Source organism: Halomicrobium sp. HArcht3-1 (genome assembly GCF_058933345.1).
Window position 1 is genome coordinate 232,613 of record NZ_JBZYDM010000005.1, and the last position, 23,811, is coordinate 256,423.

Below are 23,811 nucleotides of genomic sequence, written 5' to 3' on the forward strand. Positions count from 1 at the left end.
CGACCGCGACGCTGTGTGTACGTGACCACTATCACACAACCACCTCGACCGTCTCCCCAAGCAGTAGGCTTATCACTCGGAGCGGGCCATGTCGTGACAATGGGTCTCAAATGCTCCGTGCTCGGGCACGCGTACGGAGAGACGACTGTCGAACGCGACCGCGAGGAGCAGGGCAGCGAGGTGGTTATCACCATTCGCGAGATCGAAACCTGCGACCGCTGTGGCAGCGAACGCGTCGTCTCGGAGAACAAAGAGGTAACGTCGATCGAGACGCCCGACGACGAGGCGCAACTCGACCGCGACGAGGCGTCGGTGGGCGACGAAACGGCCGACAGCGTCGACGAGGAAGAACTGGCGGCCGCAGGCGAGGAACTGTCGGCCTCGGAGATCGTCGGTGGGACAGACACCACGACGAGCGACGACAGCGACGGCAGCGACGACAGCGACGACACGACGCCGTCACCACCGGAGGGAAGCGAACCCGACACGGGCGCCGAGATCATCGACGCCGAGTCCGACGAACCGGTTGACAGCGACGACGCCGTCGACGAAGAGCTGGCCGATCCGACCGTCGACGCCGACATCGAGGAGAGCACCGTCACGGCCGATCCGGTGACCGACGACGGCGACGAACAGGACGACGCGGTCATCATCGACGAGGACACCGAGCACGGCGACGACGAAGGTCGCCAGCCCGGAGAGTGGCCCGAAGAGCCGAATACGGGCGACGACGAGTGGCAGCCAGACACCATCGGCTCGATCGACGAGGACGACGAGGAAGAGCAGGCGACGGAGGCGACGACGCTGACGGTCCCCGACGGACAGTTCCGCTGCCCCGAGTGTGACTTCAGGACGGAAGTCGAGTCCTCTTCGCTGCGCCGGGGCGATTTCTGCCCCGAGTGTCGCCGGGGCAACCTCGTCCACGAGCCAGAAGACGAAACGCGAAAAGAGTAAGGCAAGGCCAGTACAAATCGACTTCCATGCGAGAGTACAAGATGCGTCGCGGCGAGCACCTCGAAGACCGCGTTCCCGACATGGAAGCGTTCGTCGAGGACTACTTCGGCGAGATCACCGACACAGAGGAACGAAAAGACAGCGACCTGCTGGTCGTCGACGACCCGAAGAATCCCGTTTTCGAGCGCGTCGTGGCCGGCACTGTCGAGTACAGCGGCAAGAAAAACAAGCTCGCGCTCCACATCGACGAACGTGACGCCGAAGATGTCATCGCCGAGGGGAACGCCGACGCGGCACAGGACGCCGTCGCCGCCAAGAACGACTTCCTCGAAGAGGCGACCGGCCGCGACGCCAAAGCCCGGCGCGACTCGATGAAACGCTCCGTCGAGGACGACGCCGAGGCCCCTGACAACGTCTAGCTCTCTGTTCTCCTGACCTTCGACGCTCATCGGCACCGACAGTGGCGACCAGCGATACGTTCAAGTACATGCATGTCAATTATTAACATACGCCACACCGGAGGCGGAGCGTCGTGACTGCAGTCACGATCGAAAGTATCCGGGCCGCGAGCGAGACTCGCGAGGCGCGTGGCTGACTGGCGCAGGTAGGGCCAGTCCGCCACGGCCCTGTCATAGTTTGGACGGCGTGCCGGACACACCGGGATGCCGTTTTCCTATCGAAAAAGAAAGCGTGAGCGGTTGGCTTACCGTGACTCGTTGCGCGTGATCTCGTAGCCAAACTGGATGGCGTTGTGGGGCATGATCTGTGCCGTCCACTCGCCCTCACTGGGATCGTCGATCCGGTAGGTGATCTCTCGGTCCTCGCCGTTGTTGGCGTACGGCGAGTCACCGTTCTGTCGCTCGTCGGAGCGACCGAGATCGACGTGACCGTTCGTCGACTGCTGGACGCGCTCGGGCGTAACGGTCGTCCCGTTTGGCGCGACGAACGTCACGTCGAAGGACGGCGGCGTCGTCCGCTCGGTGTTGGGTTGCTGGCGGGTCGACAGCGTCAGCGTCATCGACTCGGTGCCGTTGGCGACGGCGACATCTGTCTCGAAGGCCTCGTCTGGCTGTTCCCAGACCTGGAAGCCGACGTGGATCTGCTGCCAGTAGTTCGAGTCGTCGGGACGGGCCGGATCGCGAACGCCGAGATCGAGTTCGGCGTTATAACGGCCCCGGTCGGCCGACGACGGCGGTCGGATCGTCACCTCGACGGTGGCGCTCTCACCGGCGGGAATCTCGCTCGGGGCGTCGATCTCGAACCAGGACTTGTCGAGTGGCTCCCCACCCATCCGGTGGGACGATCGACGCTCGGTCTTGATCGTCGGGTTCAGCGGGACGGCTTCCTCGCCGCTGTTGCTGATGACGATCTCCTGCGTGGTCGTCTCGCCGCTCTGGACCTGCGAGGAGAGCCATTCGTCGCTCTCGATCGTCACGGTCGGCTCCTCCCACACTTCGAGCGAGAACTGGGCCATGTGGACCGGGCGCACCGGCTGCCCGGGGTAGCTGATCCGCTCGTCTGTGAAGGCGACGATGCCGCTGTACCGACCGATCTCGGCGTCGTCGGGCACGTCGACGGTGATCGTCACCGTCCGCTCTTCGTCGGCGTCGAGCGTGATGTTGCCGCCCTCGATGGTCACCCACGACTGCTCGACCGGCTGGCGGCCCAGCTGGGGAACGTAGAGGTGGGGTGACAGCGTCACCGACTCGTCCTCACCGTTCTCGACGGTGACGTTGAGCGTTTCGCTCTCGCCGGGCTTGAGTTCCAGCGAGCGGTACTGGTCGTCGACGTACAGTCGCGTGTAGTTCTCACTCGTTTGCTGTGTCGATGCTGTCTCCTCGGCCACACTGGTCGCCGTTGCCGACTGCACGACCGCGCCGCTGGTGGCGGCGGGGACGATCAGTGCGGCGACGAGGACCAGTGAAAGGACTCTCTGTTGCATGGATATCTCTGGCGACCCCTCGATCCCTGCATGGAGGGCAAGGTAACGGGGTTCAAACGAAACTGATTGTGGAGTGACTAAATATCTTCGGGAAGACAGCTGTGGCGACCGCCGGACGTAGCGTCTTCGGAACGACTGGGGGTCGCCTACTCGACCAGCCCGTACCCCCGCCGGACGAGGGCGATGTCGACGGCGATTACGGCCACCGTCAGCGCCGTCAGCACGATCAGGGAGGTGTTCGGTTCGATGTCGGCCGCGCCGGGGACGACGCCGTAGCGAACACCGTTTACCATGTACACCATCGGATTCAGGAGGGAGGCCTGCAGCCAGATGCCCGAGAGTGCCGACAGCGGGTAGAACACCGCGCCGAAGAACACCAGCGGGCGGATGATAAACTGGGTCAGCACCGTCAGGTAGTCGAAGTCTTCCGCCCAGAGGCCGCCGATGACGCCAAAGCCCGCAAAGAGCGTCGGGATGACGAGCATGAACGCGACGAGATAGAAGGGGTTGGCGACCTGGACCGGCGTAAAGATCATGCCGATCACCCAGATGATGCCGGCGACGATCAGGCCCCGCAGCGCCGAAGCGGTGACGTAGGCCAGTACCATCTCGGTGTGGGACAGCGGCGAGGTGAGCACTTCGTGGATGTACTCGTTCCAGCGACCGTGAAAGATCGAGAACGAGGCGTTCTCGAAGGCGTTCGAGATGGTGCCAAGCACCACCAGTCCGGGCAGAATAAAGAGGGTGTAGCCGCCTTCGAAGCCGCTCCCGCCACGTTCGATGGTCCCACCAAGCACGACGCCGAAGACGGCGAAGTACAGGACGTTCGTGATCATGGGCGGCAAGAAAGTGTTTCGCGGCCGACGGACGTACCGCAGAATCTCGCGCTTGAGCAGGGTCTTGAACCCGGTCGCGCTCATGGCTGGGCCTCCATCTCGACCGCGTCGTCGCCGCCCTGATCGGCCCGCGTCATGTCGACGAACACCTCTTCGAGCGAGGCCCGGCGCACGTCCAGCGACGTGACGGTGTGGCCCATCGCTTCGAGGTCGCGCATGATCTGGGGGGCAAGTGTGCTCCCGCCGGCCGCCGTCGCCAGCAGGTAGCCGTCCTCGATGCGGACGTTCTGGACGCCGTCGATGTCGAGTGTCGGGGGCGTCGCCGGCAGCGATTCGAGACCGACCTCGATGGTGTCGCTGCCACGTGCCATCAGTTCGTCTGGCGTCGCCACCTCGACTTTCCGGCCGTCGTCCATGATCGCCACACGATCACAGAGCCGTTCCGCCTCTTCGATGTAGTGAGTCGTCAGCAGAATCGTCGTTCCGGCGTCGTTCAGATCCGTGATCAGCTCCCAGAGGTCGCGCCTGAGTTCGACGTCGACGCCGGCCGTCGGCTCGTCGAGAATCAACAGGTCCGGGTCCGAGACGAGCGCCCGCGCGAGCACGAACCGGCGTTTCATCCCGCCGGAGAGCCAGTCGAAGCGCGTGTCGCGTTTGTCCCAGATGCCGACCGTCTTCAGTGCCTCGGCTGCCCGTTCCTCGGCTTCTGCCTCGGGGACGCCATGATAGCCCGCCTTGTGCTCTAAGACTTCGTGGATCGGGAAAAAGCGGTCGACGTTGTACTCCTGCGGTGCCACGCCGATAGCGTCGCGGGCCTCGCGATAGTCGTCCTCGACGTCGTAGCCGAACACGGCCGCCTCGCCGCCGTCGGCGTGGACGAGACCGACGAGCGTGTTGATAAAGGTCGTCTTGCCCGCGCCGTTCGGTCCGAGCAGGCCGAAAAACTCCCCGGCCTCGACAGTGAGGCTGAGGCCGTCGAGTGCCTGCACGTCGCCGTAGCGCTTCGTCAGCTCACGGGCGCGGATCGCAGGATCAGTCATTGCACTAGCCTGACTACCCAGTCAGTTAACGCTCTCGAAACGGTCGCTGACGTGGCCGAGGCGTGACAGAAAATACAGGAGAAGGCCGAACTACTCGCCGAGGCGCTCGCGGCTGATCCCGACGCCCGCGGGCGTGATAATGAGCTGGTCGTCGTCTTTCTGGACGATGTCGCCACCGACCTCGTTGACGACCCGCTTGAGTTCGTCCGTGATCTGTTCCATCGTCCGATCTTGCGTGCTGTGGCGCGTGATGTCGGCGACGACGATGTCACCGTCGTACACCGCGTCCTTGATCTCGATGACGTCTTGCTTGTCGCCGATGCGGGCGATCCGAACCTGTCGTGTGGCCTCGACACCGGCTTCGAGATCGTCGGCCGATAGCTCGACGTAATCTTCCGTGACCCGTGAGGACCCTGACTCGCCCAGGATCTTGCTCATCAGTCCCATACCCTGTGTGGCGGTCTCCGGTGGTTTATGCTTTGCGTCAGACGCCCTTTTTCGTCTGCACGTTCGGGTCGTATCGAGCCACCCCGAGCACACCGTCCGCAGTAACGGACCACGTCGCTGCTGGAGCCACGAGTACGGCGTTCACACGGCTGGGCTGTCGTGGCAGTCAGGCGAGTGGTCACTGAGTCGGCTTTCAGGACGCGCCCTCGTTTCGGGGCTGGGCGAGCGCCAGCCCGTCCGTTTCGGCCACGTACCCGGAGAGGAACGTGATCGTGAGGATGGCGACAGATTCGACGAGGGCGACGATCAGGTGGAGTTCGGACGGAAGCTCCATCGAGAGCAAGACCGGTGGCTGATTCATCGTCGCGTGGAAGAGCGCGACCAGCCAGACGTTTCCGGTGAGCACGTACATCAGCCCGAAAGTGAGACCCATGACGGTCAGTCCAGCGAGCCGCATCGCCAGCGGGGACCCGATCCCGTGCCCGGACGCGAGGAACCACCGCGGAAGATGGAAGAGGGCGAACAGGACCGCCGCAACACCGACGCCGAGCGCGACCGCACGGCGCGTGTCGCCACCGGCCACCGCGACGAACTTCTGCTGGAGGTACGTCCGAAACAGCAGTTCCTCCGGGATCGCGGTAAACAGGAGGGAACTGAGCAGCGCCGCGAGATACGGGAGTGGATGGGCAGCGACTCGCGACCACGCGGCATCGAAGCCGGGAACGCCAACCAGAGCGAGCGCGTACGCGGCGAGATTGTACGCGCCCCAGAACGCGACGAGAATCGCGAGCACGGGACCGAGCGTGCGAGCCGACGGGAAGAGCGAGCGTGGTGAGACGCCCTCCAGACGGGCGGCACCGAGAGCGAGGACGGCGAGAAACACGCCCCAGGCCATCCCCAAGACGGGCGGAGGCGAGGGCGTCTGAACTGTGAACATGAGAGCCGTCAGGACGCCGATCACGGCGAGGTACGCGGCGACGGGAACCGCCAGTCCACGCTCGAAGGTCGGCAACGACGGGGCAGTACGCGACATCACTCGCCCCCCCACGATGGCTGCTCGACGTGTCGCTTCCAGAACGCAGCGTCGAGGAAGGCGTCGTCGATGCCGGTCGTGCCTGCGATGCGAGCGACCCGCCCGACGGTCGCCCAGAGGAGTCGCTGGAGGGGCAGTGGGATCGCCGTCATCGTCGTCTCGTCGGCGAGGTCAGCGGCGACCACGAGCGATTGCACCGGCCTCGGGCCGGGATAGGTGCCATCCTCGTCGGGTCCCCGCTCGTGGGCCAGTGCCCAGACAGTGTAGAGACCTTTGACCGTCTGCATCGACGGCAGTTCGGCTCTGAATGCGACGGTCTCGTCAGTATCGTTGCGGAACGTGTGTGGTTGCCCTGGCTCGACGGTCAGTGACTCTCCGGGGCGAAGCTGGACCGGGTCGCCATCGCAGACGACGGTGACGGTGCCTTCGAGCGCCCGGAACGTCTCCGTCGTCGGATGGTGATGGACGGGCGGCGCGGGAGAGTCCGGGGACACCCACTGGATCAGGACGGGGCGATCAGTGTGCCCCGACGCTGGCCGCTCCAGCAGTGTCGCCCACGTCTTGGTCACGGGATCGGACACGAGCGGACTGGGTGACTGTCGGAGGAGGGTGCCGGCAGCGCTGTCGGGGGACAGTTCGAGGGCCGGACCGTCGGTCGGGGCACCATCGACGAGCGGGCGACCGGTTCGCAGGGGTGTGTCATCGTCGGCAGTCGATCCCTGCTCGCCGGACTGCGTCTCGGAGTCCATCACTGCACCGTGCTACGATCCGCCGCGGAATGGGACTTCTGTGAGGTATGTCTGTGGGCTTTAATCCCCCCTCGTTCGATGGCGGAGTCGTGAAGCACCTCGAAGTGACCGTCCACGTCGACGACGACCGGACACCGGAGTTTTTCGAGTTGCTGGCAGACTCGCCGGCCATCGAAGAGACCCGACTGGTCGACTGGAGCATGACGACCGGCGAACAGGCGACGATCCTGTACGCCGTCGACGGTGATCCGGCGACGCTTGCCGACCGGGCGGCCGACACCGATGGCATCGAGTCGGTGGAACTGTCGGAGACGACGCAGGGCCGGACGTACGTGCTGGTCGTCATGCGACCACTGGAGACGCCGCTGTTCGCCGCCATCCACCGGGCGAGCAGGCAGGCGGGGATCATCGTCCGCAAACCGATCGTCTATCGTGACCGGACCATGTCGGCGCGGGTAGTCGGCGACGCTGCGCCACTCCAGCGCGCACTCGAAGCGGCCCCCGATGGCGTGGAGGTACAGATCGACGAGATCGGTCGCCTCCGATGGCAGGCCGACGATCCGGTGGCGAAGCTAAGCGACAGGCAGCGCGAAGCCATCACGGTGGCGTTCGAACTCGGCTATTACAACCGACCTCGGCAGGCGACCCACGAAGACATCGCCGCCGAACTGGGCTGTGCGCCGCCGACAGCCAGCGACCACCTCCAGAAAGCAGAAGCGAACCTCGTCGCCGACGTGTTAGACGAGTTCGGGGTCGATGCGTAAACCGCTGGACGACGCCCACGGAGAAGGCGCTGTCCGTCAGTCAATCGGGCCGCGCTGGCTCCCGATCGAACACCGTCAGTATCGGCTCGCTGTCGGGCAGATGTGGCAGACGAAACTCGCCCTCACCGTGGTCGATGACGACCGTCTCGGTGCCCAGTAGCTTATCGACCGGGGTCCGTACGACACGAACGCCGCGCTCGTCCCACGACTCGATGTGCCAGAGTGGCGTCTCGAAGAGTTGGTCGTACGCGACGATGGCATCGCGGTCGGGAGCGATACGATACTCGACGGCTCCGTACCTGAATAGCTGATCCAGACACAGGAGGCAGATGGGCACGGCGACGCTGACCGCCACGAGCGCGGCAGCCACGAGCCACGCCTGTCCGAGCGCGAACAGGCCCGCCACGAGCAATCCCAGTCCGCCGATGTAGGCAGTGCCCGGATGGTCCGCAAATCGGATCAGGCCACCCACCACCCGACCCCAGCGAACCGGTCGGACGGACTCGGGTGCGTCCGGCAGCGTCTCGTCGATAGGACTCGGTTCCGGCGGCGGGGCCTGCCAGCCGTACTGGCGGTCGTAGGACGTGAAATAGAGTGCGAGGCGATCACTGTAGACACCCAGATAATCGGACGTGAACTTGAACAGGACGATCATCACCAGCAGCGGTAGCCCCACGACACCGGGATCGAGGCTGCCGATCTCTGCGTCCGGCCCCTCGGTCGCCGCCGTGATGAACGCCAGCGTGAGGAGCGCACCGACAAAGACGGTACAGATGCGGAATAACAGCCCGCTGACGGCCGTTCGTGCGTTGTGCTCGCGGTAGTCGCCATCGAGGAAGTAGCTGCGTACCGTCGTCGCGCCGGTCGTCACGAATATGGCGATGGTCGCGAGCATCACGGACGCGAGCGTGTCGGAACTGGCCGCGGGCAGCGGGCCGACGAGTAGCGCGCCGGCAAGGAGCCAGACGACGAGCAAGATCGGGACGATGGCCGGGAGTCTGGCGACCGTCACGAGAGAGACCACCAGATCGGTACCCGGAATCGAGAACGTCGGCTGTCGCGCCGCCAGTGGCCCGACGAGCAAGGCGTCCGCTTCGAGGTCCGGCGGGCGACCGGCGAACAGCGCTCGAACGAGCGCCCAGCACGAATCGACCCCGAGTTCGAGCCAGTACAGCATGAGCAGCGCGGTCGCGCTCCAGTCGAGCGCGACGACGCCGACGAGCGGGACCGCGTTCGCAGCGACGACACCGAGGAGTTCGGTTCGACGGCTCGTCTCGCCGCCGAGCATCCGTCGAATGGAGGGCACTACCGACGCGTAGGATGGAACGAACTATGAATGACGGGATTCTCGACCGCGTCGCAAGCGACACTCCTGTTCCAACAGAGTCGCGGTCCCTCGTGACGGCGGCTCTCCGCACCGGTCGTGAAACACGCGTTCGGTAAGCACCGACACCGAACGGCCGAGACTGGGTCGATCAGAGGCCCCACCAGTTTTGCCGTTCCCGTCCAACGTACTGCCGTGACGTTCAGCATCTGCGTCAGAGAGCACTACACCGACGACGAGGGCGACGAACAGACACGCTTTGGCGTCGCGGTGACGACCCGACTCGCGGCGGTCGGGACGCTCTGTCCGTTCGTCAGCGAACATGGCGCGGTCGCGACCCAGAGTCACGTCAACGTCGACCTCGGGCGACGTGGCATCGAGTACATCGACGACGGACTCGCGGTCGCGGACGCACTCGAAGCGCTGCTCGCCACTGACGAGGGCAAGCCCGAGCGCCAGCTCCACGGCGTCGATGCCGACGGTGAGTTCGCCTTCTCCGGCGAGGACTGCGGCGAGTGGTTCGGACATGTCATCGGCGACGGCTACACCGTCGCCGGAAACCTCCTGACGGGTCGCGACGTGATCGACGAGACGGCAGCGGCCTACGAAGCCGGCCGCGACGACGACGCGCCACTGGCAGAGCGCCTGATCGACGCGCTCGAAGCGGGCCACGAAGCGGGGGGCGACAAGCGCACCGAACTGTCGGTCCAGAGTGGGGCCCTCGCCGTCGCGACCACCGAAGACGAAGCCGCAGAACCCTATTGGCGCGACCTCCGAGTCGACGCGACCGAGACCCCGATTGCAGACCTCAGAGAAACGTTCGAACTGGCTCGCGAGAGCTACGAGACGGCGCTTTCGAAGTACGAAGACGAGCAGTCCGACGACGGCGACGGCGAGTGAACCGACTCATACGGAGCGTTGTCGTTGCGTACCGGTGAGCATCGCTACGGGGTACGCTCACCGGTACATCGCTACAACCATCCGTATCAGTCGTCGGAGTGGGCCTGCTCGAACGGGCGAGGCGGGAGCAAGAGGTCCTCCAGTTCCGGCATCGACTTGACGTTGTACAGTAGCTGTAGCTCGTCGGAGATCGGGATGCCGTTACAGGAGAGCTGAAACCCGCGCTCGACCATCTCGTCGGGGAGGACGTGGTCGACGCGCGTCGCCAGTTCGCCCTCGACGATGACGACCGCACAGTTCGCACACGCCCCGCCCCGGCAGGCGAAGGGCCACGCGAAGCCGTTGCGCTCGGCGGCTTCGAGCACGGATTCGCGAGGCTGCACGTAGAAGTGGCCGTAGTCCGCTTCCGAGAGGTCTGCGGCGGCCGCCTTCTCGAAGAGGTCCTCGTCGTCGACTGCCCAGCCGAAGTCATCGAGCACCTCGTAATCGAGGTACTCGACGCGGGGCTGGATCGGTCCCGATGTCTCTGTCTCGCGGTCGTCCTCGCGATGGCCGTTCTGGGGCTCGTTCCACTCGCCCGCGAGCGCCCGCTCGTAGGCTTCCCGAACCGCCTGAAACGCTTCCAGTGAGCCGCCGTGATCTGGATGGGTCTCCTTGATGCGCTCACGGTAGGCGCGCTCGATTTCCTCGTCGCTCGCGCCGTCGTCGATTTCGAGAATCTCGAACGGGGACGCCACGCCCGATTCTAGCTGTATAACGGGGTTAAACCTTCGCCCTCCCACGTTTGGTAAGTCACGAATGATAGTGTAGGATTCGTGTGAACCTCGCTTCGCTCCGGACACTCTCCTGAGTAGAACGGCCGGTCCTCACGCTGTTCGGACCGGTGAAACCGCGCCTTCGGCGCGGTATGCCGATCTCTACACCGAAAACTCGAACAGGTCGTCGCCGACGTGGTGGATCAACTCGACGACCTTGCCCGACGACCTTTTTCATCGTCGGGTGTGCTCGCTGCGCTCGCACACCACTCCTCGAAAAACGTCGATGAAAAACGGCGGGACCTCACTCCGCTCGGTCCCGTGAACCCTCGCTTCGCTCGGGATGCGAGTACCGCCTACACCGAGAACTCGAACAAGTCGTCACCGACGTGGTGGATCGACTCGACGACCTTGCCCGACGACCTTTTTCATCGTCGGGTGTGCTCGCTGCGCTCGCACACCACTCCTCGAAAAACGTCGATGAAAAACGGCGGGACCTCACTCCGCTCGGTCCCGTGAACCCTCGCTTCGCTCGGGATGCGAGTACCGCCTACACCGAGAACTCGAACAAGTCGTCACCGACGTGGTGGATCGACTCGACGACCTTGCCCGACGACCTTTTTCATCGTCGGGTGTGCTCGCTGCGCTCGCACACCACTCCTCGAAAAACGTCGATGAAAAACGGCGGGACCTCACTCCGCTCGGTCCCGTGAACCCTCGCTTCGCTCGGGATGCGAGTACCGCCTACACCGAGAACTCGAACAAGTCGTCACCGACGTGGTGGATCGACTCGACGACCTTGCCCGACGACCTTTTTCATCGTCGAGTGTGCTCGCTGCGCTCGCACACCACTCCTCGAAAAACGTCGATGAAAACGGCCGGTCCTCACGCTGTTCGGACCGGTGAAACCGCGCCTTCGGCGCGGTATGCCGATCTCTACACCGAGAACTCGAACAAGTCGTCACCGACGTGGTGGATCGACTCGACGACTTTCCCGGAGTCACCGACCATGTCGTCGCCGCCGGTCTTGGCCCGGCCCACGGCGAGGAACTTCCCGTGGGATTCCTCGTTGATGGCGACCAGATCGCCCGCTTCGATGTCGTCGTCGGCCTCCGTGATGCCGGGGCGCATGATGTCCGCGCCGTCCGAGACGAACGACACTGCGCCGGCGTCGACGGTGACGACATGGGCTTCCGGTGGAAAGGCGTTGAGACCCTGGACCGTGAGGAAGGGTTCGTCTTCAACGTACAGGACGAGCGGGTCCCCGTCGACGAGGACGACGTCCCAGTCGCTGTCCTCGAACGCGACCTTTTCGAAGGTGTCAGCCTCGACATCGACACCGAGGCTCGCAGCGACCGAGTCCGTGATCGCGTCGATCTCGTCGGCCCGGAGATGGTGGCGCGACTTGACGTTCATAGCTGACCCGTCGAACGGACCGGAGATAAATCGCCCGTTACGGGACTGGCGACCCACGCGCAAATATGACAGATTCTCTACAAAAACACAGTTCTGCGAAGGCTTTACTACCTACCTGACAACCACCCAACCATGAGCAGCACGGACGAGCTTCAGGACTGCGAGGACTGTCTCGCACCCGCCGACGCGTTCGCCATCGTCGGTCAGGAGTCGCGACTCTCGATCCTGGAAGCACTGTGGCGACTAGACGAACCGGCCGCCTTCTCCGAGATTCGGGCCGAAGTCGGGATGGCCGACAGCGCACAGTTCAACTATCACCTCGGGAAGCTGACCGACCAGTTCGTCCGCAAGCGCGGGGACGGCTACGAACTCAGGACCGCGGGCGAGCGCATCGTGCAGGCGATCCTGGCCGGCTCGTTCACCCAGCATCCCGAACGCGAGGTCGCCATCGACGATCCCTGCGTGCGCTGTGGCGCGGCGTTATCGGCCCACTACGCCGAGGAGATGCTGGCTATCGAATGCCCCGATTGCGGGCACGGCCACGGCGAATACCCGTTCCCACCCGGTGGCTTCCACGAGCGCACCGACGCCGAGGTCCTGCGGGCGTTCGACCAGCGGGTCCGGCACCTGCACTGCCTCGCCAAGGACGGCGTCTGCCCTGAGTGTAACGGCCGGATGACGACGACCATCGAACGGGGCGAGACGTGCTGTCTCGGCGTCTCGGTACGCGCGACCCACCGCTGTCGCCAGTGCGCCCAAGCGCTCTGCTCGGCGGTCGGACTGGGCCTGCTCGATCAGTCGGCCGTCGTGAGTTTCTACGAGGACCACGGCGTCGACCTCTCGGAGACGCCGTACTGGCGACTCCAGTGGTGTGTCGACGACCACCCCGTCACCGTCGAAGACGACGACCCGTGGCAACTCCGCGTCGAGATGGTCGAAGGCGACGAGCGCCTCGTCGTCCGAGTCGACGGCGACCTCTCGGTCGTCGACAGCGAGCGCCGGTGCGTCGCGGATCGAAGCGACAGAAGTGCGGCGGAGCGATCGGTCGCCGGAGAGGACTGACGGGGATGGATACCGGTACCTACCTCGACCGGGTCGGACTCGACGCCGACGACGCCCGAGCGCCGACGCTCGCCACGCTCGCCGAACTCCAGCGCGCCCACGTCACGACCGTCCCGTTCGAGACGCTGGCGATCACCGGCGATCCCCACGGTGACCGCGAGGGCGACGGCGTCTCGCTGGCGCTCGACGACTGCTACGAGAAGATCGTCGAACGCCGTCGCGGAGGTTTCTGCTTCGAACTCAACGGCGCGTTCACCTGGCTCCTGCGTGAACTGGGCTTCGACGCCGAACGGGTCGCCGCACGGGTGATCAGCGACGGCGACCGCACGCCACCGGCGAACCACCACAGCATCGTCGTCACGCTCGACCAACGGACAGTCGGACCGAGCGAGATCGCGCCCGAAAGCCGATCGAAGGGGATCCGGCGCTACGTCGTCGACGTTGGGCTTGGCCTGCCGAAGCTTCGACGCCCGCTCCCGCTGGATGGCACCGTCGTCACCGACGCCGGCATCGACTGGCGCGTCGTCGACAGCGACCGGCCGGACGCCGACCGGATCGTCCAGCACCGCGAGAACGAGGCCGGAGCGGGCGAGAGGCGGGACGCCACCGGGACGGACGCGTGGACCGACCGCTACGACCTGACCGAGCAGCCCCGGAAGCTGTCGTACTTCGGCGCGACCTGTGACTACCTCCAGACCGCCCCCGAGTCACCGTTCACCGGTGCGCCGACCATCACCATCGGGACCGAGCGCGGCCACAAACGCCTCTCGACCGACCAGTTCGCAGAGACCGTCGACGGCGAGACGACCGAGCGGTCGGTGTCGCCCGACGAGTGGCACGACGTGCTCGAACGGGAGTTCGGTCTGGCGTTCGTTCCGTCGGCTGCGGACGTGCAATGTGGGTGAACGCTCAAGGCCCCCCCGACACATGCTCGGGTATGGCCACAGCCATCCAGCTATACACGCTGCGCGAGATGGACCAGTCGGTTCCCGAACTCCTGAGTCGCGTCGCCGACGCCGGCTTCGACGGCGTCGAGTACGCCTATCGCGTCCCCGAGGCAGATACCGACACGGTGACAGCCGCGCTCGACGAGACCGGTCTCGACGTGCCAAGCGCACACGTCCCAGTCGAGGCCCTCGAAGACGAGCAGGAAGCCACGGTCGAACAGTACCGCGACCTGCGGGCCGAGCGACTGGTCGTTCCCTACCTCGACTCCGAGGACTTCGCCACTGTCGAGCGAGTGCGAGAGACCGCCCAGCGCCTCGACACGCTGGCCGAAGAACTGGCCGAGTACGACTACCCACTGCTGTATCACAACCACGATGCCGAGTTCGCCCAACTGGACGGACGGACCGCGTTCGACGTACTGGTCGAGGATACCGACGCGGTCGACTTCGAACTCGACATCGGACTGGCGACCTACGCCGGCGTCGACCCCGCCGCTGTAATCGAACGCCACGCCGACCGGATCGAACTGGTCCACTGCACCGACACCCACGTCGACGGCGACGAACCGGCCCACGCGACTTTCGGCACGGGCGACGTGGACTACGAACCCGTTTTCGACGCCATCGAAGCCACCGACATCGAGTGGCGCATCTACGAGAACGGCTCACAGGACGACCCCGACAGCGAACTCGAACACGCCAGCGAGACCTTCGTGAACGAGTGAGAGCGTGGCGAACCCGACGATGTCGCCGTCGGGGTCGGTTCAGGTCAGCGGGGAGTCGTCGCGGGTCCCGCCGTCGGTTTCGGCCCGGCTCTGGGTGGTACTGGTATCCGTGGCCGACACGGCTTCGATGTCGTGGTCGTGTTCGGTGCTGGTCTCGAACGCCGAGACCTCGTCGTGGAGGGAGTCGGCCAGCGTCGAAAGCCCCTGCACAGTCTTCGATATCTGGGAGAGGGAACTCGCCTGCTCCTCGCTGGCTGCTGAGACGTTGCCGCTCTCGGCCGCGGTCTCCTCGCTGACGGTCGAGAGTTCGTCGACCATCGCGACGACCTCCTCGGCGGAGGCTGCCTGATCGTCGGTCGCGTCGCTGATCTCGGTGATGCCACTCTCGGCCTCCTGAGCGGCGTCCGCGATTTCGTCGAACATCTCGATCGCGTCCTCGATCGTCGCTGCGCCGCGGTCGACGCGGTCGTTCATCTGTTTGATCACCTCGACAGTGTCGGTCGTCGTCGCCTCGACGGTCGCGATCCGGTTCTCGATCTCGGCCGTCGCAGCCCCGGCCTCCTCCGCGAGGGACTTGATCTCGGTCGCGACGACACCGAATCCCTCGCCAGCCTTCCCCGCGCGGGCCGCTTCGATCGAGGCGTTGAGCGCGAGCATGTTGGTCTGTTCGGCGATCGCAGTGATCATTTCGACGACTTCACCGATCTCGTCCATCTCGTCGTCGAGCGTCTCGACGCGCGTGACCGCTTCCTCGGCGCGCTCCTCGATCGAACGGACCTCGGCCGTCGCCTCGGCAGCGTGTTCCCGCCCCGTCTCACCGCGCTCGACAGCGATTCCGGCGGTCGCAGTCACTTCCTCGGCGGACGATGCGATCTCCTCGACGGTCGCAGAGAGGTCGTTCATCTCGCCAGCGACTTCGTCGAGCGTCTCGCTCTGGGTGTCCGTCCCGTGCGAGATCTCTTCGACGGACTGGGCCACCTGCTGGCTCGCCTGCTCGATCTCTTCGGTACTCTGTGCGGCCCCCTGACTCGACGCCGCCACCTCGTCGGCGATGGCCTGGACCCGCTCGACGCTGGCGCTGAATCGGTCGAGTCCGGCGACGAGGTCCGACAGCACGTCACCGTACGTCCCGGGATACTCGGTCTCGATGCCGGGGTCGAGTCGCCCCTCCTTGAGGTGCTGACTGGCGGTCGAGATCTGGGTGAAACTCTCGGAAAGCTGGTCGGTCCCGGTCGCGAGATCGTCGAGAACGGCGCCGTACTGGCCGGGGCGGTCCGTCTCAATCCGCCCGTCGAGATCGCCGCGCTGGAGGTCGCGACTGGCTCGCTGGATCGCCGCGAAACTGCCGGCGAGTTCGTCGGCCCCCGTCTCCAGATCGGCGACGGTCGCGCCGAAACGGCCCGGATAGTCGGTCTCGAACTCCCAGCCGAGGTCCCCCGCCTTGAGCCCCTGACTGGCGATCGAGATCTGGTCGAAGACACCACGGAGGTCGGCCTGCATCGTGGCGAACGCGTCGACCATCCGACCGAGTTCGTCGTCTTCGAGGTGGTCCTGGATCTCCGTTCCGAGATCCCCCTCGCTGACGGCCTGGGCCGCGGTCGAGAGCTGTTCGATCGGCGTCGTGATCCGGTTGGCGACGAAGAGTCCGATCGCGATCGCGACGACGAACGCGACGAGCGACAGCCCGATCACGGCCAGCTGTGCAGTCTCGGCGGTGCGATCGGCTGCGGCGACCGCCTCCGCTTTGTCCTGATTCGCAAGCTCTTCGAGTGTGTGTGCGTCCTCGCGCATCGAAACGATCAGCGGGGAAAGCTCCTGCTGTCGCCGTTCGGCCCGGGCAGTCTCACCCGCTCCGACCGCCGAGAACAGCTCCTCGGCGACGACCGTGTACTCCTCGTGACGTGACTGAAGCGACTCGTACGCCACACGCTCCTCGTCGGTCAGGTGGTGTGCTTCGAGAGTTCCGGCCCACTGTTCGTACTCTGACTGGGCCGCATCGAACGCCGATCTGGCGTTCGGGTCACCAGCCAGCGCGGCGTTGACGGCGGCTTGCTGGGTCTCGATTGCGACCAGCATCTCCATGGTCGCATCGACCTTCTCGGCGTCGTCGGCGACGACGTGGGTCTTCGCGTCGACGGTCGTGACCGATTGGTAGCCGATGACACCAGTCACTGCAACGAGGACGGCGACGACGACGAACGCTGCGATGAGTTTCGGACGGAGATCGATCCCGTCGAGTCGGATTTTCTGAAGCATGAGAGATACTTCAAGAATTGTCAGTATAAGAGTAGGCTCTAGATACCGGTATGAGTATCAGGAGTGATACTCAGACGGTGATCTCGCCGGTCGTAGTTCAGCGGTGATCGAAGAGGTCGTCGAACAGCGTCTGCTGGGCGTTGCGGAGGTGGTACGAGAACGTCGACTGTGTGAGCGAGAGTGCGTCGGCGATTTCGGTGGCCGAACTCCCGCGCGGTGACGTGAAATACCCACCGTGGTACGCGACACGGAGCGCCTGACGCTGTCTGTCGGTCAGTTCCCGCTCGAACACCTCGCCGAGGGCGTTACCGTGGTCCCGTCCGACCGCACCCGACGAGGGGGTCGACCGGCGTTTGGCGGCCAGTGTCGTCTCTGGATACGACGAGGTCAGGCGTGAGACGATGCCGTTGATGTCCCGGTCGGGGGACACCTCACAGACGACCGTCGCCTCGCCGTCGACGACTCGATCCGTCGTCACGGCCGCGCCCAGCGAGACCAGTGTGTGTGCCAGCGACTGTCGATGTAACACGAGCTCGACGACACCACCGACTGCGTCCGATCCCTGACGGATCGGGCGCGCTCCCTCGACGGCAGGCACGTCGTCGGCGAGCGCACAGAGGTCGGCGACCGACGCGTCTTCCACTGAGACGTAATACACGAGCGCGTCCGCCGGCGTCGGGATCGTACTCTCGACGGTGAGTGTACAGTCGAGGGTGTCCGAGGCCTGAATCAGAAACGACCCGGTGTCGGTACTCCTGAACGTGAGTTCGAGCACGCGCTCGGCCTGCAGCAGGTTCCGGGCCTCGATGGCGTGGATGACCTGCCCGATCCGACCACCCAGCGTCGAGAGCAACGCCTGTTCGCGGTCGCCGAACGCGTCGGCCCGGCTCGTGGACAGCCCGAGGACGCCGAGCGTGTCATCGTCGTCGACGAGTGGGACCACAGCACTGGACTGTCGCCCGTGGTCGGGGGCCTGTTCACGCCACTGCACAGCGGTCGTGTCCGTCCCATCGGCGACCTGAATAGTCCCACTCTCGGCGGCGCGGCGCGTCGGGCCGACCGCCTCGTCGTCGGCCATCGGGAACTCGACCTCGTCGAGAGCGGTGCCCTTCGATCCGCTGATCGCTCGTGGTTCGAGAAGCGCTGCTCCGGGCGTGTACTCACCGATCCACGCCAGTTCGTACTCATCGGTCTCGGTCAGGAGATCACACACTTCCTGTTCGACCGACGCACGCGTCGAGGCCCTGTTGAGAACGTCTTCGACCGGCTGGTAGGTGTCGATCAGTCGTTCGAGACGCTTGAACGCGGTGACGTCCTCCAGTGCGACGACAGCCTGCCGGATCGAGCCGTCCGCGTCTGTCACGGGCGCGACATTGCTCGACAGCCACCGTTCGGAGCCGTCGGGCAGCGTGATACCGTGGACGAACCCCTGAACGACAGCGCCACTGGTGAGGGCGTCCGTGACAGGATGGTCGTCGGGATGGATCGGGTCACCCGCGTCGTCCCAGATGTTCCACGCTGGATCGTCGTAGGTCCGGCCCTCGATGTCGCTCCGGGCGAGGCCCAGAAGATCCTCGGCACGACCGTTAGCACGAACGATTTCACCGCCGTCGTCCAGCAGCGCGATAGCGATCGGTGCGGTCTGAAGCACCTGTTCGAGATGCTGATGTGCCCGCCTCTCGTCGGTCACGTCGGTGAACAGGATCGTGGTCCCATCCGCTCCGGGATAGAGCCTGACATCGAGCCAGCGGCCGACCCGACTGTTGAACCGTTCGAAGCTGATCTGCTCACCGCGGTCGATAGCGGTCTCGATCTCGTCTTTGACACTCGCCGCGACCTCGGGAAACACCGTCCAGATGTGCTCGCCCAGCAGGTCGTCGCGCTCCAAAAGCTCTCTGGCGCGGCCGTTGACGTACGTGTACCGCAAGTCGTCGTCGAGCGTCACGACGCCGTCTCCGACCCGTTCGAGTGCGTCGAAAACAGTCGACTCGTCGATCTCTCGCATCTCTTCGCTCATCTCTTGCCCCCTGACCAGTGAGGCCGGTGACTCGACACGCTTCACCCGCCCTGGTGTCTAGTAGAATAGATATTTTTCCAGTATATAACTGTTCGTTCCAGCCACGGCTCCAGTGGTTATCGATACGATACGGGCGACGGTGGTCGGGACAGGAATCGAGTGGGCTGTTGGCAGTGACGTGCTGTCGCCGGGTGGATCGCCGCTCGGTCGTCGACGAGCAGTGAACCCAGTGCTAGTCGGCGGTCGCGGCGCAGTTGTTCGGCCCGAGTTCCCACTCGAAGGCCGCCTCGTCGTCGGGCGTCGACTCGCCGAGGTTCGCGGCGATGATGTCTTCGAAGTTCGACGGGCGGGGTGGCATGTCGGCGAGGATGCGCTCGACGAAGGAATCTTCGTCCACGTCGAACACCCACAGATCCTCGCGGAGCGAGCCGAGCGTGGCCGTGTAGGTGCCGTCGCCGTTGCGCGGCGTGCGCTCGCTGACGTGGCCCGGTGCGACCGTGGTGTCGTCGTCGAACCCCGCCAGTCGGTCGGTGAGTGTCGCGTATAGCTCACGGGCCAGTTCGGACGCGCCGTCGTCGCCGGCTTCTAGATCCGGCCGGGCGACGCTCTCGATGAACAGGCTATCGCCGGTCAGGAGCACATCGTCGACGGCGATGCCGGTCATCCCCGTCGTATGACCCGGCAGCGGAACCATCCGAAGGTCGACCCCGCCAAGCGACAGTCGCTCGTCCTCGGCCAGCGTCCCCACGTCGTCGGTCATCCCGCGGTCGTGCGCGCGCTGTGAGACGAGTGGGGCGCCGCCGGTCGCCTCGGCGACGGTTCGAATCCCGCTGACGTGGTCGGCGTGGACGTGCGTGTCGAGGACGTACTCGACGGTCGCTCCGTAGTCGGCGGCGTCAGCGCCGTACCGGTCAGTGAAGGCCCGCAGCGGGTCGACGACGGTCGCCTCGTCCCCGCTGACGAGCAGATAGCCCAGACAGCCCGACGACGGACGCTGATACTGCAGGATCGTGAGGTCGTCGCCGGCCGGAATCTCGTGAGCTTCGTAGACGCGCGCCCAGCCACGCATCCCCTCGGCGAGGTTGTGGGCCTCGATACCGGCCTGCTCGAACAACCCGGCGACGTAGGCGCTGGACTCGCCGCGAGCACAGACGACCGTGATCGGCCCCTCACCGTCGACCTGCTCGGCGAGGTCGGGGACCGAATCGGTGACCTGGGCCTGCAGCGCCTTCGAGAACGGAAGCTGTGTCGCCGTCACCGACGGCCCGGTGACGCGCCACGTCTCGAACTCGTCGCGATTCCGAAGGTCGAGCAACCGGACCGGTTCGCCCGCGGCGACGTGCCGGGCGAGTTCGTCCGGATCGATGCTGTCGGGTTCGACCGGTGGCTCGGGGTACTCCTCGGGCATACGACCTCGTAGGGCCGTCGGCGTGATAAGATGTGTCGTGGCTGAAAGCGGCGTGGCGATTAAGACGCGGGACGCCGACACACGAGTATGGACGCAGACGCATTCGTCGACGGCGTGCGCGAGGACGCGGCGACACAGCTGGATCGGCTCGGCTCCGAGAAGGTCCTGCTCGCGGCGACGAACGCCGACCTCGAACCCGAGACCGTGCTGGCGACGCTGGCCGGACGCGAGGCGGGCCGGAGCGACGCCTTCGCCGCGTGGGCGAGCGCGAGCACGGGCGAAGCGGCCGCCACGTTCGAACACGCGAGCCAGCGGGCGGCCGAGCGCTACGCGTCGCTTTCCGACCGCCTCGACGACGCACCGACGACGACAGACTGGCCCGTCGTCGACCACCTCGACGGACTCGACACGACGGTCGAACGCGCTGCCGGTCTCGTCGCCAGCGGCCTGCTTGGCGACCGGACGATGCTACAGGCAGTGAACTTCTTCGTCAACGAGACCGACGAGACGATGGCCGACACCTGCCGCGACCTGCGTGAGAGTACCGGCGAGGACATCGACGCCGGGGCAACGTTGCTGGCGTCGTGCTGCGAGGACGAGGCCGACTGGGACCGCGCCCGGACGGTCGCCGTCGAGACGGTCGCGGTCGCGTACGACGACTACGCCCAGCGCCTCGACGTGCTGGGTCTCGATCCGCGACCGGTGTGTTGAGTGAGACGGTCGGCACATGTAGGGACTGCTCTGTTGAATCCGGAGACAGCTGGGGGATAGCGTCGCTCTGAAGGAAGGAACGAAGCGGAGAGAGTGAATGTGACTAGAGTACTCTTCCGCTTCGTTAAACAAGCCACATCGCTGGCTCAAAGACGCTGTGCCGCCAGCCCCACGGCGGTGGTGAGCGACCCGGCTGGCAATGGATTTGCGGATTGGAAGCACCTGGCGCTACATTTCTTGCGGATTCACATGGACGCGACGTACCGCGAAATCGTCGATTGGGCGAGCGAGATGGATCGCGTCCGTGGCCTGTTGCAGTTGGCGCGGATGGCATTTCCGGCACCCTCGACGCTGTGGCGGTCGTTCGAGCGGGTGCCAACCCGTATCTGGGGGCAACTGCTCCGTCGGTCAGCGACCGCCTGCGATCCGGGAGACTACGGGGCATTGGATGCCACCTTTTTCGACCGCCAAGCGGCATCCAGCCACTACGTCGATCGATCGGATCGCCACATACGGACGCTGAAAACGACGGCCCTGGTCGATACGGAGTCGTGTGCCGTCCTTGACCTCCACTGTTCGGCACACTGGCCTCACGATACACAGGTGGGCTGTCGGGCCGAGCGCTTGGTACCGCGAATGCAGAGAGTTTGTGCTCACCGTCGCCGTTTACAACCTCGAACAAGTCATCAAGGAGTGATCGCTACGCCATCTGTGGATTCAACAAGGCACCCTGCTCCCCAAGCCATCTGTGGACTCGACAATACAGATCTCTGGGGGAGTTCCCGCGAGTTCAGTACGTCTGGGGTGGGCGTTCAAGAATCTCGAAGATCTCCCGGGCGCGGTACTCCTTGTTGCGCTGTTTGCCCGTCACCTCTTCGAGCACGCCCTCGTCCTGAAGGGCATCGATCGCGCGGTAGGCCGTCGACCGCTCGATATCGAGTCGCTCGGCGACCGTTTTCGTCGTCACGTAGGGATGCTGGAAAAGCGAGCACGCGAGCCGGTGTTTCGCATACTGGACGCCGCCATACTCGTCTTCGTACCGCCGTCGCAGCCGATCCAGTGCGAGCGTCCGTTCGACGGACTCTTGGGCTTGGTGGGCGACACCCTCGACGAAAAACGACAGCCAGGCGGCCCAGTCGCCGCGGGTCCGAACCGCCGCCATCCGGTCGACGTACGTGGCCTTGTTTCGATTGAAGTACTCGCTGAGATAGAGGTTCGGCCGTTCGAGCAGCCCGGCATCGTACAGCTGGAGTGTGATGAGGAGGCGTCCGAGTCGTCCGTTCCCGTCACCGTACGGATGGATCGTTTCGAACTGGTAGTGGAACAGGGCGATGTCGACGAGCGGGTGGTAGTTCCCGCCAGTCCGGTAGTAGGTGAGGAGCGCGTCCATGAGACCGTCGACCTTGCTCGGAACTGGCGGAAGGAAGTCGCCGAGGTGATTCGGCACGGTCTTGTAGGCACCGATGGTGTCGGTCTCGACACGGTCGTCCCGTACGTCAGTAAGCAGCGTCTCGTGGAGATCGTGCAGTAACGACTCGGTTATCCTCTTGCCGTCGTCGAGCAAGCCGATCCCGTCCTCGACCGCCTGTTCGTAGTTGAGGACTTCCTGTGTGTCCTTCGTCTCCGCAGTCTCCGTTTGAGCTTCGATGGCCGATTCACCCAGCGTCTCGTCGAGACTGCGTGTTTCGAGACTGTAGAGGGCGTCGTAGTCGACATCAGCGCCTTCGATTTCTGCAGATTCTATCGCTTCCTTCCGGAGGAGCGACGTGTAGAGGACTGGTGGGAAGTCGAGTTCGAGGCTGACGCCGCTGAGTTTTCCGAGCCAGAACGTGGCGTCGGCCAGCAAGCCGTAGAAGTCCCCGTCTAGCGCGAGGTCGCGCGAGGGTGGGAGCGGGTCCGGCCTGTAGTACGACTCTCGCCCGTAGGCGATGAAATCACCGGGAGCGGCTTCTTCGAGTTCGCTCTCTCTCATGCACGTCGTGGGCCTATTTTCGCCATGCGCATGAATTTAGTGGTACCAGATGCAAATAGTGTGCCATGGGAGAGTCTATGGCTGTATGTGGGTGTCCTGCACGCAACAGCCGTTCGTGCCGACCACGCTCGTTTGCTAGCGGTCTCAGACAGACAATCGGCGTCACGCCGCTGGATCTGCCAGAAGAAACATGCTCTGATAGCGTTTATTGTAGTGATTTACCGGTATGCGCCGACCCCGACGAACAGTACGAGCCCAGAACGCCCCTCAGTACGGCTGTTGCTGGCGACCGGGATGTTCGATGTGTAACTGCGTCGCGGGCAGCTCGGCGACACATTGGCGGCAGAACCGATAGGTGCGGTCGTTCTCGGTGCCACACTCGGGGCAGCGACAGACGACCGACTCGGCGTCCCCGTCAGCGTCGGCCGCGACCGGGTCGGCGTCGAAGGCCGACCGGTTGGCGCGATAGGCGTACAGCAGGATCAGGAGATGGGCACACAGCAGGACCGCGATGGCGACGTACACCCACTCGGACCCGAGCATGTGTGAGACT

The 23,811-nt window shown here is 64.9% G+C and carries 22 protein-coding genes and 2 pseudogenes; 8 read left to right on the forward strand and 16 right to left on the reverse strand.

The window, feature by feature from the left end; all coding sequences use genetic code 11:
- Nucleotides 1-99 precede the first annotated feature (99 nt).
- Both AC5FRW_RS10925 and AC5FRW_RS10930 read left to right on the forward strand, forming a co-directional pair.
- Nucleotides 100-954, forward strand: a complete 855-nt coding sequence (locus AC5FRW_RS10925; protein ID WP_493568487.1) for a DUF7093 family protein — start codon at nucleotides 100-102, stop codon at nucleotides 952-954.
- 26 nt (nucleotides 955-980) lie between these two features.
- Entirely contained in the window at nucleotides 981-1,373 is a 393-nt protein-coding gene (locus AC5FRW_RS10930; RefSeq protein WP_493568488.1) for a DUF5611 family protein, read from the forward strand.
- 284 nt (nucleotides 1,374-1,657) lie between these two features.
- Here the strand turns inward: AC5FRW_RS10930 and AC5FRW_RS10935 are convergent, their stop codons facing one another.
- From AC5FRW_RS10935 to AC5FRW_RS10960, 6 genes are all read right to left on the reverse strand, one after another.
- Nucleotides 1,658-2,896 (reverse strand): COG1470 family protein, encoded by a 1,239-nt coding sequence (locus tag AC5FRW_RS10935; RefSeq protein ID WP_493568489.1) that lies wholly within the window; start codon nucleotides 2,894-2,896, stop codon nucleotides 1,658-1,660.
- Between the two features lie 146 nt (nucleotides 2,897-3,042).
- A complete protein-coding gene (locus tag AC5FRW_RS10940) occupies nucleotides 3,043-3,816 on the reverse strand; it encodes an ABC transporter permease (protein ID WP_493568490.1) in 774 nt (257 codons plus the stop codon).
- Entirely contained in the window at nucleotides 3,813-4,772 is a 960-nt protein-coding gene (locus AC5FRW_RS10945) for an ABC transporter ATP-binding protein (protein ID WP_493568491.1), read from the reverse strand. Before AC5FRW_RS10945 ends, AC5FRW_RS10940 begins: the two co-directional genes overlap by 4 nt.
- A 90-nt stretch (nucleotides 4,773-4,862) precedes the next feature.
- Nucleotides 4,863-5,219, reverse strand: coding sequence for a cell division protein SepF (locus AC5FRW_RS10950; RefSeq protein WP_493568492.1), 357 nt, complete (start codon nucleotides 5,217-5,219; stop codon nucleotides 4,863-4,865).
- A 193-nt stretch (nucleotides 5,220-5,412) separates the two neighbouring features.
- Nucleotides 5,413-6,252 carry a CPBP family glutamic-type intramembrane protease gene (locus AC5FRW_RS10955; RefSeq protein WP_493568493.1) on the reverse strand — a complete coding sequence of 280 codons (840 nt, stop codon included), beginning with the start codon at nucleotides 6,250-6,252 and terminating at the stop codon, nucleotides 5,413-5,415.
- Entirely contained in the window at nucleotides 6,252-7,001 is a 750-nt protein-coding gene (locus AC5FRW_RS10960; protein WP_493568494.1) for a cupin domain-containing protein, read from the reverse strand. Before AC5FRW_RS10960 ends, AC5FRW_RS10955 begins: the two co-directional genes overlap by 1 nt.
- An 89-nt stretch (nucleotides 7,002-7,090) precedes the next feature.
- Here AC5FRW_RS10960 and AC5FRW_RS10965 point away from each other — a divergent pair, with 89 nt between their 5' ends.
- A complete protein-coding gene (locus tag AC5FRW_RS10965; protein ID WP_493568495.1) occupies nucleotides 7,091-7,765 on the forward strand; it encodes a helix-turn-helix domain-containing protein in 675 nt (224 codons plus the stop codon).
- A gap of 40 nt (nucleotides 7,766-7,805) precedes the next feature.
- On the opposite strand, the gene AC5FRW_RS10970 is transcribed toward AC5FRW_RS10965, so the two are convergent.
- Entirely contained in the window at nucleotides 7,806-9,071 is a 1,266-nt protein-coding gene (locus tag AC5FRW_RS10970; RefSeq protein ID WP_493568496.1) for a DUF6498-containing protein, read from the reverse strand.
- Between the two features lie 213 nt (nucleotides 9,072-9,284).
- Between AC5FRW_RS10970 and AC5FRW_RS10975 the strand changes: the two genes are divergently transcribed.
- Entirely contained in the window at nucleotides 9,285-9,989 is a 705-nt protein-coding gene (locus AC5FRW_RS10975; protein ID WP_493568497.1) for a DUF1028 domain-containing protein, read from the forward strand.
- Nucleotides 9,990-10,075: 86 nt separating this feature from the next.
- Here the strand turns inward: AC5FRW_RS10975 and fer are convergent, their stop codons facing one another.
- The 4 genes and pseudogenes from fer to AC5FRW_RS10995 form a co-directional block, all read right to left on the reverse strand.
- Complete coding sequence (fer, locus tag AC5FRW_RS10980) at nucleotides 10,076-10,726, reverse strand: ferredoxin Fer (RefSeq protein WP_493568498.1); 651 nt, start codon at nucleotides 10,724-10,726, stop codon at nucleotides 10,076-10,078.
- Nucleotides 10,727-11,294: 568 nt separating this feature from the next.
- Nucleotides 11,295-11,357: pseudogene (locus AC5FRW_RS10985) on the reverse strand (RNA-binding protein); the annotation flags it as partial.
- Nucleotides 11,358-11,488: 131 nt separating this feature from the next.
- Nucleotides 11,489-11,551, reverse strand: a pseudogene (locus tag AC5FRW_RS10990) (RNA-binding protein); the annotation flags it as partial.
- Between the two features lie 129 nt (nucleotides 11,552-11,680).
- Nucleotides 11,681-12,160 carry an RNA-binding protein gene (locus AC5FRW_RS10995; protein WP_493568499.1) on the reverse strand — a complete coding sequence of 160 codons (480 nt, stop codon included), beginning with the start codon at nucleotides 12,158-12,160 and terminating at the stop codon, nucleotides 11,681-11,683.
- A 132-nt stretch (nucleotides 12,161-12,292) separates the two neighbouring features.
- Here AC5FRW_RS10995 and AC5FRW_RS11000 point away from each other — a divergent pair, with 132 nt between their 5' ends.
- From AC5FRW_RS11000 to AC5FRW_RS11010, 3 genes are read left to right on the forward strand one after another with little or no spacing between them, the layout of a single operon-like run.
- On the forward strand, nucleotides 12,293-13,222 hold the full coding sequence (locus tag AC5FRW_RS11000) for a DUF7351 domain-containing protein (RefSeq protein ID WP_493568500.1): 930 nt from the start codon (nucleotides 12,293-12,295) through the stop codon (nucleotides 13,220-13,222).
- Nucleotides 13,223-13,227: 5 nt separating this feature from the next.
- The gene (locus AC5FRW_RS11005; RefSeq protein WP_493568501.1) at nucleotides 13,228-14,127 is read left to right on the forward strand and encodes an arylamine N-acetyltransferase family protein; all 900 of its coding nucleotides are present in this window, start codon (nucleotides 13,228-13,230) and stop codon (nucleotides 14,125-14,127) included.
- 32 nt (nucleotides 14,128-14,159) lie between these two features.
- A complete protein-coding gene (locus AC5FRW_RS11010) occupies nucleotides 14,160-14,894 on the forward strand; it encodes a sugar phosphate isomerase/epimerase family protein (protein ID WP_493568502.1) in 735 nt (244 codons plus the stop codon).
- 39 nt (nucleotides 14,895-14,933) lie between these two features.
- Here the strand turns inward: AC5FRW_RS11010 and AC5FRW_RS11015 are convergent, their stop codons facing one another.
- From AC5FRW_RS11015 to AC5FRW_RS11025, 3 genes are all read right to left on the reverse strand, one after another.
- On the reverse strand, nucleotides 14,934-17,150 hold the full coding sequence (locus AC5FRW_RS11015; RefSeq protein ID WP_493568503.1) for a methyl-accepting chemotaxis protein: 2,217 nt from the start codon (nucleotides 17,148-17,150) through the stop codon (nucleotides 14,934-14,936).
- A 97-nt stretch (nucleotides 17,151-17,247) separates the two neighbouring features.
- Nucleotides 17,248-19,167 (reverse strand): bacterio-opsin activator domain-containing protein, encoded by a 1,920-nt coding sequence (locus AC5FRW_RS11020; RefSeq protein ID WP_493568504.1) that lies wholly within the window; start codon nucleotides 19,165-19,167, stop codon nucleotides 17,248-17,250.
- A 232-nt stretch (nucleotides 19,168-19,399) separates the two neighbouring features.
- Nucleotides 19,400-20,575: an MBL fold metallo-hydrolase gene (locus AC5FRW_RS11025; protein WP_493568505.1), complete on the reverse strand. Its 1,176-nt coding sequence runs from the start codon at nucleotides 20,573-20,575 to the stop codon at nucleotides 19,400-19,402.
- 87 nt (nucleotides 20,576-20,662) lie between these two features.
- Between AC5FRW_RS11025 and AC5FRW_RS11030 the strand changes: the two genes are divergently transcribed.
- The gene (locus tag AC5FRW_RS11030; protein WP_493568506.1) at nucleotides 20,663-21,286 is read left to right on the forward strand and encodes a transcription antitermination protein; all 624 of its coding nucleotides are present in this window, start codon (nucleotides 20,663-20,665) and stop codon (nucleotides 21,284-21,286) included.
- Between the two features lie 790 nt (nucleotides 21,287-22,076).
- Here AC5FRW_RS11030 and AC5FRW_RS11035 read toward each other — a convergent pair.
- Entirely contained in the window at nucleotides 22,077-23,258 is a 1,182-nt protein-coding gene (locus AC5FRW_RS11035) for a Fic family protein (RefSeq protein ID WP_493568507.1), read from the reverse strand.
- Nucleotides 23,259-23,525: 267 nt separating this feature from the next.
- Entirely contained in the window at nucleotides 23,526-23,801 is a 276-nt protein-coding gene (locus AC5FRW_RS11040) for a DUF7577 domain-containing protein (protein ID WP_493568508.1), read from the reverse strand.
- Nucleotides 23,802-23,811: the final 10 nt, after the last annotated feature.

Bases quoted from the DNA above. Each gene is read 5' to 3' on its own strand.
- AC5FRW_RS10955 (WP_493568493.1), bottom strand. From the start codon at position 6,252: ATGTCGCGTACTGCCCCGTCGTTGCCGACCTTCGAGCGTGGACTGGCG.
- AC5FRW_RS10950 (WP_493568492.1), bottom strand. From the start codon at position 5,219: ATGGGACTGATGAGCAAGATCCTGGGCGAGTCAGGGTCCTCACGGGTC.
- AC5FRW_RS11035 (WP_493568507.1), bottom strand. From the start codon at position 23,258: ATGAGAGAGAGCGAACTCGAAGAAGCCGCTCCCGGTGATTTCATCGCC.
- AC5FRW_RS10945 (WP_493568491.1), bottom strand. From the start codon at position 4,772: ATGACTGATCCTGCGATCCGCGCCCGTGAGCTGACGAAGCGCTACGGC.
- AC5FRW_RS11015 (WP_493568503.1), bottom strand. From the start codon at position 17,150: ATGCTTCAGAAAATCCGACTCGACGGGATCGATCTCCGTCCGAAACTC.
- AC5FRW_RS10995 (WP_493568499.1), bottom strand. From the start codon at position 12,160: ATGAACGTCAAGTCGCGCCACCATCTCCGGGCCGACGAGATCGACGCG.
- AC5FRW_RS10925 (WP_493568487.1), top strand. From the start codon at position 100: ATGGGTCTCAAATGCTCCGTGCTCGGGCACGCGTACGGAGAGACGACT.
- AC5FRW_RS10960 (WP_493568494.1), bottom strand. From the start codon at position 7,001: ATGGACTCCGAGACGCAGTCCGGCGAGCAGGGATCGACTGCCGACGAT.
- AC5FRW_RS11025 (WP_493568505.1), bottom strand. From the start codon at position 20,575: ATGCCCGAGGAGTACCCCGAGCCACCGGTCGAACCCGACAGCATCGAT.
- AC5FRW_RS11020 (WP_493568504.1), bottom strand. From the start codon at position 19,167: ATGAGCGAAGAGATGCGAGAGATCGACGAGTCGACTGTTTTCGACGCA.
- AC5FRW_RS11005 (WP_493568501.1), top strand. From the start codon at position 13,228: ATGGATACCGGTACCTACCTCGACCGGGTCGGACTCGACGCCGACGAC.
- AC5FRW_RS11030 (WP_493568506.1), top strand. From the start codon at position 20,663: ATGGACGCAGACGCATTCGTCGACGGCGTGCGCGAGGACGCGGCGACA.
- AC5FRW_RS10940 (WP_493568490.1), bottom strand. From the start codon at position 3,816: ATGAGCGCGACCGGGTTCAAGACCCTGCTCAAGCGCGAGATTCTGCGG.
- AC5FRW_RS11000 (WP_493568500.1), top strand. From the start codon at position 12,293: ATGAGCAGCACGGACGAGCTTCAGGACTGCGAGGACTGTCTCGCACCC.
- AC5FRW_RS10935 (WP_493568489.1), bottom strand. From the start codon at position 2,896: ATGCAACAGAGAGTCCTTTCACTGGTCCTCGTCGCCGCACTGATCGTC.
- AC5FRW_RS11040 (WP_493568508.1), bottom strand. From the start codon at position 23,801: ATGCTCGGGTCCGAGTGGGTGTACGTCGCCATCGCGGTCCTGCTGTGT.
- AC5FRW_RS11010 (WP_493568502.1), top strand. From the start codon at position 14,160: ATGGCCACAGCCATCCAGCTATACACGCTGCGCGAGATGGACCAGTCG.
- AC5FRW_RS10930 (WP_493568488.1), top strand. From the start codon at position 981: ATGCGAGAGTACAAGATGCGTCGCGGCGAGCACCTCGAAGACCGCGTT.